This is a genomic window from Nocardioides sp. Soil_C_8, assembly GCF_057656315.1.
In genome coordinates this window covers 1045566-1056967 of sequence record NZ_JBDGKQ010000001.1, presented here as the reverse complement: position 1 = coordinate 1056967, position 11402 = coordinate 1045566, and the positions used below count along the sequence as shown (strand labels likewise).

Genomic DNA, 11402 nt, shown 5'->3' with positions numbered 1-11402 from the left:
CACCGCCCGCTGGGGAAGGATGAGGAGTGACCGAGGAGACGCACGTCCAGGGACCGACCATCCGACCCCGGCGGCTGCGGCGCACCCCCGCGCTGCGCCGCATGGTCGCCGAGACGCACGTGGTGCCCAGCTCGCTGGTCCTGCCGGTCTTCATCCGCGAGGGGCTCGGCGAGCCGCACCCGATCTCGTCGATGCCGGGGGTCGTGCAGCACTCACGTGACTCGCTCAAGCGGGCGGTCAGCGAGGCGGCCGAGCTCGGCCTCGGCGGCGTGATGCTCTTCGGCATCCCCGAGCACAAGGACGCCACCGGCTCCGGCGCCCTCGACCCGGCCGGCGTGCTCAACCTCGCGATCACCGACGTCGTCGCCGAGGTGGGCGACCAGCTGACGGTCATGTCGGACCTGTGCCTCGACGAGTTCACCGACCACGGCCACTGCGGGCTGCTCACGCCCGACGGCGAGGTCGACAACGACCAGACCCTGGCGGCGTACGCCGAGATGGCCCTCGCCCAGGCCGCTGCGGGCGTCGACATGGTCGGGCCCAGCGGCATGATGGACGGCCAGGTCGCGGTGGTCCGCAAGGCGCTCGACGACGCCGGGCACAGCCACGTGTCGGTGCTCGCCTACTCCGCGAAGTACGCCTCCGCGTTCTTCGGTCCCTTCCGCGAGGCCGTCGACTCCTCGCTCGTCGGCGACCGCCGCACCTACCAGCAGGACCCCGCCAACGCCGTCGAGGGCGTCCGAGAGGTGCTCCTCGACGTCGCCGAGGGTGCCGACCTCGTCATGGTGAAGCCGGCCCTGCCCTACCTCGACGTCGTACGCCGCGTGCGCGACGCCGTCGACGTCCCGGTCGCCGCCTACAACGTCTCCGGCGAGTACGCCATGCTCGAGGCCGCCGCGGCCAACGGCTGGATCGACCGCGAGGCCGCCATCATGGAGACCCTGACCTCGATCCGCCGCGCCGGTGCCGACGTGATCCTCACCTACTGGGCCTCCGAGGCCGCCCGGCTGCTGCGCGCCTGAGCACCGCAGCGGCCGAGGTCGACCGACCAGCGGCTACGGGTTCATCAGGCCGTTGATGCAGGCGTTGAGCGCCGGCAGGTCGAGCGCGGAGATCCCGCTGGCCAGGCACTGCGCCTGTGCCTCGGCCCAGGTGAGGGTGGCGGTGATGGTGTTGGTCGGGAGCGGCGGCAGCGTCGGCGCCAGCGTCGGCAGCGACGTGGTCGGGTCGACCGTGGGCACCACCGTCGGGTCCTTGGTGGGGTCCTTCGTCGGCGACTGGGTCGGGTTCGACGTGGGGGAGGGGGCCTGCGTCTGGGACGGGCTCTGGGTCGGGGACTGCGTGGGCGTGGGGTCCTCGGTGGGGGAGGAGTCGTCGCCCTTGTCCCCGTCGCCACCCTTGCTGCCGCCGTCGTCGCCCTTGCCGCCGTTGCCACCCTTGCCGCCGTTGCCGTTGGTGGACGCGCTGGTGTCGGGGACGATCACCCCCGACGTGAGGGTGGAGGTCGGCACGGCGCTGAAGTCGCCGTCCATGTAGGCCTGCATGATCTCGAGCACCAGGTCGACGTAGGCGTTGGAGTGGTTGTAGCGGTAGACCGAGGCGCGCTGTCCCTGCTCCGACGACAGGTCGTCCTCGCCGGAGCAGAGGTAGACGGCGGTCGCGAGGGCCGCGTCGTCGATGTCCTGCGGGTCGCGGGTGCCGTCGTTGTCGCCGTCGACGCCGACGACCGACCACGTCGAGGGGATGAACTGCATCGGGCCGACGGCCCGGTCGAAGCGGGTGTCGTCGTCGTACTGTCCGGCATCGGTGTCGAGGATGCGCTGGGTGTCGTTCTTGCCGTCGAGCGCGATGCCGAAGATGCCCGGGCGGGCGACTCCCCGCTCGTCGAGCGCGTTGCCGCCGAAGCGTCCGTGGTCGGACTCGACGCGACCGATGGCGGCGATCAGCTCCCACGGGAGGTTGCAGCCCTTGTCGGCCTCGTTGATCACGGCCTCGGCCCGCTGGTAGGCCGACAGGGCGGCCTGCGGGATGTCGCTGGCGGTGCCGGGGTTGAGCGAGGCGGCGCGGGTCACGGCGTCGCCCACGCTGGCTGGCGCCTGGATCGCGGCGCTCGGCAGGACGGTGCCGTCGGGGAGGGTGTGCGAGCCGTCGGGGTCGGCGCTCGCGGGGTCGACGCCCACACCTGCCAGGTTGGCCGTCCATGCGGCGGAGAGCACCGCTAACGGGATGATGGCGATCGCTCGGTGCAGTCGGGTGGAACTCGACATGTCGTGCGCACTCCCCTTGGTCGTCCCGCGGTCGTCGTGGAGTCCTCGTACCCCCTCCGGGCACGTCCACACCTGGTGAACGACGATCCGTCACACCAAGTTACGCGCGAGTCGCCTGTGCGCCAACCCACATCCGGGGGAGGCCGGCGCGCACCGAATGGGGATCCCTTGCGCGCCTGCGTGACAATGACCCGGTGACCTCCGCGACGATCCCCTCGACGACCGCGGCCAGCGAGGCCTGGTTCGAGCGTGCCCGGGCCGTGACTCCCGGCGGCGTGAACTCGCCCGTCCGCGCCTTCACCGCGGTCGGCGGGACGCCGCGCTTCATCACCTCCGCGTCGGGCGCCTGGCTCACCGACGCCGACGGCAACGACTACGTCGACCTGATCTGCTCCTGGGGCCCGATGCTGCTGGGCCACGCACACCCCGACGTGCAGGCGGCCGTGGCCGGCGCCGTGGCTCGGGGGACGTCCTACGGCACCCCGACCGAGCCCGAGGTCGAGCTCGCCGAGGAGATCGTGGCGCGCACGCCCGTCGAGCGGGTCCGCTTCGTCTCCTCCGGCACCGAGGCCACCATGTCCGCGATCCGGCTGGCGCGCGGCGCGACCGGCCGCGACCTCGTCGTGAAGTTCGCCGGCTGCTACCACGGCCACGTCGACCCGCTGCTGGCCGAGGCCGGGTCGGGCGTCGCGACTCTCGCGGTGCCCGGCACCAGCGGCGTACCCGCGACGGCGGCCGCCGAGACGCTCGTCCTGCCCTACAACGACCGCGCCGCCGTGACGGCCGCCTTCGAGGCCCACGGCCCGCGCATCGCGTGCCTGATCACCGAGGCCTCGCCGGGCAACATGGGCGTCGTTCCGCCGGCACCGGGATTCAACGCCTTCCTCGCCGAGACCTGCCGCGCCCACGGCGCCCTGTTCATCAGCGACGAGGTGATGACCGGCTTCCGCGCGACCGCGCAGGGCGGGTGGGGCCTCGACGGCGCCGTCGAGGGCTGGGCGCCAGACCTGATGACGTTCGGCAAGGTGATGGGCGGCGGGTTCCCGGCGGCCGCCTTCGGCGGTCGCGCCGACCTGATGGCCCACCTCGCGCCCGAGGGTCCCGTCTACCAGGCCGGCACCCTCTCGGGGAACCCGGTCGCCACGACGGCCGGCCTCGCCACCCTGCGACTCGCGACGTCCGAGGTCTACGCGCAGCTCGACGCCACCGCGCAGACCATCCGGGCGGCCGCTGCAGAGCACCTCCAGGCGGCCGGCGTCCCGCACGTCGTCCAGACCGCCGGCACCATGTTCTCGGTGTTCTTCCGCGACGGCGCGGTCCGCGACTTCGCGGAGGCGAGCCAGCAGGACACCGGCGCCTACGCCGCGTTCTTCCACTCGATGCTCGACCAGGGCGTCTACCTTCCCCCGTCGGCGTACGAGGCGTGGTTCGTCTCCGCGGCGCACGACGAGCGAGCCGTGTCCACCATCATCGACGCGCTGCCGGCCGCCGCCTCTGCGGCCGCTGCGGCGGGAGGCTACTGACATGGGAGTCCAGACCGTCGTCCACCTGCTCCGGCACGGTGAGGTCCACAACCCCGAGGGCGTCCTCTACGGCCGGATGGACGGGTTCCACCTGTCCGACCTCGGCCACCAGATGGCGCAGCGGATCGCGGAGGCCATCGGCGACCGCGACATCGTCCACCTCCGCACGTCACCGCTGGAGCGTGCGCAGGAGACCCTGGCGCCGCTCGCGGCACGGCTCGGGATCACCCCGCAGGTCGACCCGCGGGTGATCGAGTCCGGCAACAAGTTCCAGGGCGTCAACTTCGGCGCCGGGGCGAAGACGTTCCTCAAGCGTCCCGACCTGCTGCGCCACATGTACAACCCCTTCACCCCGTCGTGGGGCGAGCCCTACGACGAGATCGCCGCGCGGATGATGGCCGCGGTGCACGACGCCCGCGAGTCCGCGGCCGGCCACGAGGCCGTCGTGGTGTCCCACCAGCTCCCCATCTGGACGACGCGGCTGTTCCTGGAGAGGCGCAGCTACCTCCACCACCCGAAGACCCGTCAGTGCACGCTGTGCTCGCTGACGAGCGTCGTCTTCGACGACGACCGGGTGACGCAGGTCCGCTACTCCGAGCCGGCCGGCGACCTCATCCCGGTCGCCGACCGTTCCGCCCCGTTCTCGGCCGGTGGGGCCCCGCGGGAGGACCGGCCCTGAAGCTCGCCCGCCTGCTCCTCGGCCCGCTCCTGGGCCTCGCCTGCCTGCTCGCGCTCGCGGGTTGCTCAGGCCTGTCCGGCACCGGTGACAAGGGCTACATCTCCGGCACCGGCGTGCCCACCGAGGTGGCGCCGGCCGACCGTGGCGAGCCCGTCGACCTCACCGGCACCGACCTCGAGGGCGCCGACGTCGACCTCGCGGACCTGCGTGGCGGGCCGGTGGTCGTCAACGTGTGGGCGTCGTGGTGCCCGCCGTGCATCAAGGAGCAGCCCGACCTCAACGAGGCCGCCGCCGCCCTGGGCGACGACGTGCAGTTCCTCGGCCTCAACATCCGTGACGCCTCGCAGGACGACGCCGCCGCCTACGTCCGCGACCTCGACGTGCCCTACGCCTCGATCTACTCCGCCGACGGCTCGGCGCTGCTGCCCTTCGCCGGCACGCTGACGCCACGGTCGATCCCGAGCACGGTCGTCCTCGACGCCGAGGGTCGCGTCGCCGCGTCGGTCAACGGCCGGATCCCGACCACGCAGACGCTCATCTCGCTCGTGGAGACGGTGCGCGATGAGTGACTGGTTCCAGGAGACCGCCCTCTCCGGGTCGATGGTGCTCGCCCTGCCGGTCGCCCTCGCCGCCGGCCTGATCTCGTTCTTCAGCCCCTGCGTCATCCCGCTGCTGCCCGGCTACCTGTCCTACGCGACCGGCATCTCCGGTGGAGACCTCGACCAGGCGCGGCGCAGCCGGATGGTGGTCGGGGCAACGCTGTTCGTGCTCGGCTTCTCGGTCGTGTTCGTGCTGCTGGGCAGCCTCACCGGCGCGGCCGGCGCGTGGCTGTTCACCCACACCCGGCAGCTCAACGTCGTCCTCGGGGTCATCACGATCCTGCTCGGCGTCGCGTTCCTCGGCGCGTTCGGCTTCCTCCAGCGCGACTGGCGCATCCACAAGGTGCCCGCCGTCGGCCTCGCCGCGGCGCCGCTGCTGGGCTTCCTCTTCGGCGTCGGCTGGACGCCGTGCGTCGGCCCGACCCTGGCGGCGATCAACGTGCTGTCGGTCAACGAGGCCACCGCCGGCCGCGGCGCGCTGCTCTCCGCGGTCTTCGCGCTCGGGCTCGGGCTGCCGTTCATCGCCGCGGCCTTCGCCTACCGGCGGATGCTGGGCGCGTTCGCCGTGATCCGCCGCCACCAGCTGCTCGTCGTACGCCTCGGCGGCGTCATGATGATCCTCGTCGGCGTCCTGCTCGTGACCGGGTGGTGGGATCGCATCGTGCAGTGGCTCCAGCTGCAGGTCGTCCAGGGATTCACGGTGCCGGTGTGACCGACCTCCAGCCCGACCTGCGCCAGCGGCCGTCCGACGACCGCCAGGCGACCGCCCTGCCCACCGACCTGACCGCCCGCGAGCTGGGCCGGTGGACGTGGCGGCAGGTGACGTCGATGCGCACGGCACTGGTGCTCCTGCTGCTGCTCGCGCTCGCGGCGATCCCGGGCTCGGTCATCCCGCAGGAGAACATCGACTCCCTCGCCGTCAGCCAGTGGCGCGACGACCACCCCAGGCTGGCCCCGATCTGGGACCGGCTGGACCTGTTCTCGGTCTACGGCTCGGTGTGGTTCTCCGCGATCTACATCCTGCTGATGGTCTCGCTCGTCGGTTGCATCATCCCGCGCCTGTTCGTCTACGCCCGCGCCCTCCGCGCGCGACCGCCGAAGGCGCCCCGCCACCTCACCCGGCTGCCGGAGAGCACGTCGTACACCACCGACGACGCCCCCGAGGTCGTGCTGGCGCGCGCCGCCGACGAGCTCAGGGGCAGGCGCTTCCGGCTGGCCCGCGGGGACGACTCGGTCGACGCCGAGCGCGGCTACCTCCGCGAGGCGGGCAACCTGGTCTTCCACCTCGCCGTGATCGTCGTCCTGGTCGGCGTCGCCGCCGGCAGCCTGTTCGGCTACAAGGGTGGCGTCATCCTGCTCAACGGCAAGGACTACGGCTTCTCCAACAACCTGACCCAGTACGACGACTTCGCGCCGGGCGCGCTCTTCGACCCCGACGTGATGGAGCCGTTCTCCTTCAGCATCACCGACTTCGACGTCGACTGGCTCACCGAGGGCGAGCGGGCAGGGATGGCGCGCGAGTTCGTCGCGACGCTCGACTACACGACCGAGCCGGGCGGCGAGGACAAGACCTACGACCTCAAGGTCAACCACCCGCTCTCGATCGGCGGCACCGACGTCTTCCTCATCGGCCACGGCTACGCGCCCGTCCTCACGATCCGCGACGGCGAGGGCAACGTCGCCAAGAGCGGGCCGGTGGTGTTCCTCCCGACCAACGCCCAGACCTTCGAGTCGTTCGGCGTGGTCAAGGCGCCGTTCGCCGAGCCGGGGCAGATCGGCCTCGAGGGCACGTTCTACCCGACCTTCGCGATGGGCAAGGACGAGGACGGCAACCTCACGATGCCCGCGTCCCTCTTCGGTGAGGCGCTCGACCCGCTGGTGTCCCTCAGCCTCTGGACCGGCAACATCGGGGTGGACGACGGCAGCGCCCAGTCCGTGTACGTCCTCGACAAGGCCGACGCGACGCAGGTGACGAGGAAGGACGGGCGGCCGTTCCGCATGGACCTGCGACCCGGTGACACCGCGACGCTGCCCGACGGCCTCGGCACGGTGACGTTCGACGGCCTGCAGCGGTGGAACAAGATCCAGGTCAGCCGCAGCCCGGGCTCGCTGGTCGCGCTCGGCGGTGTGGTCGCCGCCCTCATCGGCCTGCTGGGCTCGCTGTTCGTGCGACCGCGCCGGATGTGGGTGCGCGCGCGCCGGCAGTCCGACGGCACCACGCTCGTCGAGGTCGCCCGCCTCGACCGGTCGTCCGGCGGGGACCCCGAGGACGGGGCCGCCGAGATCGCGGACGTCGTGGCAGCCTTGCAGGGCGACACCAGCGTGAAGACCGACAGCAACAGGAAGGACGAGTCGTGAGCGACAAGTGGTGGGAGGTGTTCAGCTACGAGGCGGTCATCGCCGCCGCGGTGCTCTACTTCCTCGCGATGCTGGCCTACTTCTTCGAGCTGGCGAGCCTGCGCACGGCGAGCAAGGAGGCCGAGCTCGTGAGCGCCGGCGCAGCCGGCGCCGGCACGGGCGACGCCGTCGCGGTCGACCAGCAGCCCGCCCCGAGCCGCCGCAGCGAGGTGGCCGGCCGCCTCGGCCTCGTCCTGACCGTCTTCGCCGTCGTCATCCACTTCGTGGCGCTCGTCGCACGCGGGCTCGCGGCGGACCCCAACCGGGTGCCCTGGGGCAACATGTACGAGTTCACGATCTCCGGCACCTTCGTGGTGGCGCTGATCTTCGTGCTCGCCACCACGCGCATCGACATCGAGTGGCTGGGCCCGCTGGTCACGACCTTCGTGGTGGCCGCCCTGATGGCGGCCTTCCTCGGCCTCGACGACAAGGTGCTGCCCCTGCCCGACGCGCTGAACTCGCCGTGGCTGGTCATCCACGTCGTCGCTGCGGTCATCTCCACCGGAGCCTTCACGATCGGCGCCCTGCTGTCCGCGCTCTACCTCGTGAAGTCGCGCTCCGGCGCCACCACCGGCTACCTCGCGCGGGTGCCCGACCTCAAGGTGCTCGACCGGCTGTCCTACCGGATGCACGCCTTCGGGTTCCCGGTGTGGACGTTCGCCGTCCTGATCACCGGCCCGATCTGGGCGCACCAGGCGTGGGGGGCCTACTGGAACTGGGACCCCAAGGAGGTGTGGGCCTTCATCACCTGGGTGGTCTACGCCGCCTACCTGCACGCCCGAGCGACCGCGGGCTGGCGCGGGCGCAACGCCGCGATCCTCGCCCTCGTCGGTGCCGCGACCCTGTGGTTCAACTTCATCGGGATCAACTTCTTCAGCTCCAGCAGCCAGCACTCCTACGCCGAGGGGGCCGCTCCGGAGACGTCAGTCGTCCTCGGGCTTGCGGGGCCGGTCGAGGCCGCGCAGGAAGTCGGGGTCGTCGTCGGGTCCGATCACACGCGGGCGTGAGGACCCGCCTCCATCGAGGCGGCGCAGCGTCAGCCTGACGAGGAACCACACGACGACCGCGATCAGGGCGACGACGAGCAGGACCTTCAGCATTCCTCCAATGTAGTCGGGGGCGCCCAAGGGCGCCCCGCCAATCCTCGAGCTGCTGCGCGCCACCCGGAACGCGCGCTGGCGGCGTTGTCGTCAGTCGCCATGGCTCCGCCATGTCTCCCTCCTCTGCCTTGCCATCGCACGCCCCGGACGACGCTCGCGACGCTCGAGATTTGGCGGGTACGCCCTAGGCTGGGGGGGTGAAGGAGTTCGTTGTCTACACCGCCATGCGGATCCTGCTGTTCCTGGCGTCGTTCGGTGTCGTCGTGGGTGTGATGGCCCTGGTCTTCGACGGCCGCTACAACCTCTTCTGGGCCGTGATCCTGGCGTTCCTCATCTCCGGCGTCGCCTCCTACTTCATCCTCAACCGGCAGCGCGAGGCCTTTGCCCAGCGCGTCGAGTCGCGTGCGTCCCGGGCCTCCGCCGCCTTCGAGGAGCGCAAGGCGCGCGAGGACCAGGACTGACGCGGGCCTGACGCGGGACTGATCCAGTGCCGGTGCGGGTGACGCGGGCCCAGGCGCTCGCCTGGCGGATGCACCGCCAGCACCTGCTCGCCGGCGCCGCCGACGCGACCGAGGTCGTCCGGACGCTGGCGGCGGTGTCCGTCTTCGGCTCCGACCCCGACCTGTCCGTACGCCGCCGGCTCGCCTCGCCGGGGAAGCCCGGCGAGGTCCAGCGCGCCCTCACCGACGGCCGGCTGATCAGGACGTTCTCGTTCCGTGGGTCGGTGCAGGTCATGGCACCCGAGACCGCGGGCACCTACCTCGCGCTCCGCTCGGCCGGACGCCAGTGGGCGCTGAGGAGCTGGGTCGAGCACTACCGGCTCGCTCCCGACGAGTGGCCCGACCTGCGTGCGGTCGTGCGGGGGGTGGTGGCGTCCGGCCCGGTGCCACCGCGAGCCGTCGCCGACGTCCTCGCCGGGCACGAGCGCTTCGCCCACCTGGCGAAGGAGTTCGCGGAGCCCAACCACACGTTCCTCAAGCCCTTCGCGTGGCAGGGCGACATCGCGCTCGGCCCGGACCTCTCCGGTCCTCTGGAGCTGCAGAGCCCCGCCGCGGCGCCCGCGTGGGCCGGCGTGCCCGACCCCGAGGAGGCGGGGCCGCGCGCGGTCCTCGAGTACGCCGACGCCTACGGCCCGACGACGCCCGAGCTCGTCGACCACTGGCTCGGCGGCGGCCTGAGCGCCGGCCGGAAGCGGCTGGCGCGCTGGTGGGCCGAGGTCGCCGACGACCTCGTCGAGGTCGACGTCGACGGCGAGGTGCGCTGGCTCGTCGCCTCCCGGCTCGACGACCTCGTGGCGACCCGGCCCGTGCCGACGGTGGTGCTGCTGCCGGGCAAGGACGACTGGGTGGTGGGACCCGGCACGCAGGACACCTGGATCGTGCCCGCCGGGCACCGCGCCGCGATGACCCGCGGGGCCAACCCCGTGCTGGTCGACGGAGTCGTCGCGGGCACGTGGCGCATCCGGGGCGAGCAGCTCGAGGTCGACGCGCCGGCGTCGGCCGAGCTCGCGGCCGAGGCGACCCGACTGGGGTCGCTCCTCGGGGTCGGGCTCGACCTCAGAATCCCGTGAGGTTGTAGGCCGGCTCGCGGAGGTCGGCCATCGCGGCGAATCGTCGTACGTCGTCGGCCGCGCCCTCGACCCTCCCCGCCCGGTGCAGCTGTGCCACCGGCACGTTGCCGAGGTATAGCGAGCCGAGGGTCTCGGCGGTCAGCCGGACGTCGGCCTCGCCATCGGTGCGGGTGACGATCGCGACGCCGTCCTCCGCGGTCACCTCGAAGCGTCCGGCCGCGTGCCCCTGCGCGTCGTCGACCTCCAGCACGACCGTCCCGTCGGCGGCCCACGGGCGGGCCGCGAGGGCTCGCCGGACGTCGAGGACCCGCAGCCAGAGGAACTCCTCGAGCTCGGTGGTCTTCACCCGGTTGAGGTCGGTCAGCGCCCACATCAGCGGGTCGTCGGGGTGGACGATGTTGAACGTCACCGTCTTCACCCGGTCCAGCGACGCCAGGAACGACCAGAGCCCGAGCTGCGCCTGCGGCGTGAGCGCGGCCATCTCGTCGACCTTCACCGAGTCCTTCTCCTCGTGCTTGAAGATCGCGAAGCCGTCGACGCGGCCGTCCTCGCCGAGGTGGACCGCGGTGCGGATCTTGCGGTGGGCGCCGCTGCCGTTGAAGTCGTAGGCGCCGGTGTGCATGTCCCCGTACTGCGCCGGCCAGTCGACCGAGCCCCGCTGCCGGGCGTGGAAGGTGTCGAAGACCGCCTTCACGTGCGGCCAGGCTTCGGCCGGCTCGAGGAGCTCGACGCGGCCCGGATCGGTGAACGACCGGAAGGCGAAGCCGGTCGTGGTGTCGACGTCCGCGCCGTGCCGGAACGTCGCGGGACCGAAGCCCCACCGGCCGTAGATCGTGGCCTCGGACGCGGTGAGCGCGGCGATCGGGATCCCTTGTGCCACGGCGTCGGCGAGGTCGTCCTCGATCATCCGGCGCAGCAGTCCACGGCGGCGATGGGCAGCGCTCGTGGTGACGTCGGTGACCATCCGCAGCGGCAGCAGCTCCCGGCCGGCGTTCAGGGTCTTGTCGAGGCTGGCGTACGTCGCGACCGGCATCGGTCCGGCGCCGAACTCGCCGTCGGGCAGCCACGCGCCGCGGACGACGACCCGGTCGGCACGGTAGTGGCCGACCCACCGGTCGATCAGCTCGTCCTCGGGGCGGGGGTCACGGAAGCCACGCAGGACGGCGCCGACCCAACCACGACGCCTGGCCACCGCCGCGTCGGAGTCGTCGGAGAAGTCGAGGATCGCGAAGTCGTAGTCCACCCGGCCACGCTAGTGATCGGGGCG

At 72.2% G+C, this 11402-nt stretch carries 11 protein-coding genes; 9 read left to right on the top strand and 2 right to left on the bottom strand.

What is annotated here, in order from left to right:
* Window positions 1-26 precede the first annotated feature (26 nt).
* On the top strand, window positions 27-1022 hold the full coding sequence (hemB, locus tag AC3A3L_RS05165) for a porphobilinogen synthase (protein WP_487638943.1): 996 nt from the start codon (window positions 27-29) through the stop codon (window positions 1020-1022).
* A gap of 33 nt (window positions 1023-1055) precedes the next feature.
* On the opposite strand, the gene AC3A3L_RS05160 is transcribed toward hemB, so the two are convergent.
* Window positions 1056-2216, bottom strand: a complete 1161-nt coding sequence (locus AC3A3L_RS05160; RefSeq protein WP_487638942.1) for a lytic transglycosylase domain-containing protein — start codon at window positions 2214-2216, stop codon at window positions 1056-1058.
* Window positions 2217-2461: 245 nt separating this feature from the next.
* Here AC3A3L_RS05160 and hemL point away from each other — a divergent pair, with 245 nt between their 5' ends.
* From hemL to AC3A3L_RS05120, 8 genes are all read left to right on the top strand, one after another.
* Complete coding sequence (gene hemL, locus AC3A3L_RS05155; RefSeq protein ID WP_487638941.1) at window positions 2462-3790, top strand: glutamate-1-semialdehyde 2,1-aminomutase; 1329 nt, start codon at window positions 2462-2464, stop codon at window positions 3788-3790.
* Window position 3791: 1 nt separating this feature from the next.
* Window positions 3792-4469, top strand: coding sequence for a histidine phosphatase family protein (locus tag AC3A3L_RS05150; protein ID WP_487638940.1), 678 nt, complete (start codon window positions 3792-3794; stop codon window positions 4467-4469).
* A 113-nt stretch (window positions 4470-4582) separates the two neighbouring features.
* Window positions 4583-5038, top strand: coding sequence for a TlpA family protein disulfide reductase (locus AC3A3L_RS05145; RefSeq protein WP_487638939.1), 456 nt, complete (start codon window positions 4583-4585; stop codon window positions 5036-5038).
* Window positions 5031-5780, top strand: coding sequence for a cytochrome c biogenesis CcdA family protein (locus AC3A3L_RS05140; protein ID WP_487638938.1), 750 nt, complete (start codon window positions 5031-5033; stop codon window positions 5778-5780). Before AC3A3L_RS05145 ends, AC3A3L_RS05140 begins: the two co-directional genes overlap by 8 nt.
* Entirely contained in the window at window positions 5777-7426 is a 1650-nt protein-coding gene (gene resB, locus AC3A3L_RS05135; RefSeq protein ID WP_487638937.1) for a cytochrome c biogenesis protein ResB, read from the top strand. Before AC3A3L_RS05140 ends, resB begins: the two co-directional genes overlap by 4 nt.
* Window positions 7423-8472 (top strand): c-type cytochrome biogenesis protein CcsB, encoded by a 1050-nt coding sequence (gene ccsB, locus AC3A3L_RS05130; RefSeq protein WP_487638936.1) that lies wholly within the window; start codon window positions 7423-7425, stop codon window positions 8470-8472. The genes resB and ccsB overlap by 4 nt, the downstream gene beginning before the upstream one ends.
* A gap of 290 nt (window positions 8473-8762) precedes the next feature.
* Window positions 8763-9026: a DUF4229 domain-containing protein gene (locus AC3A3L_RS05125; RefSeq protein ID WP_487638935.1), complete on the top strand. Its 264-nt coding sequence runs from the start codon at window positions 8763-8765 to the stop codon at window positions 9024-9026.
* Between the two features lie 38 nt (window positions 9027-9064).
* Complete coding sequence (locus AC3A3L_RS05120; protein ID WP_487638934.1) at window positions 9065-10135, top strand: DNA glycosylase AlkZ-like family protein; 1071 nt, start codon at window positions 9065-9067, stop codon at window positions 10133-10135.
* On the opposite strand, the gene AC3A3L_RS05115 is transcribed toward AC3A3L_RS05120, so the two are convergent.
* Entirely contained in the window at window positions 10122-11378 is a 1257-nt protein-coding gene (locus AC3A3L_RS05115) for a GNAT family N-acetyltransferase (RefSeq protein WP_487638933.1), read from the bottom strand. The two genes, AC3A3L_RS05120 and AC3A3L_RS05115, sit on opposite strands and share 14 nt — an antisense overlap.
* Window positions 11379-11402 lie beyond the last annotated feature (24 nt).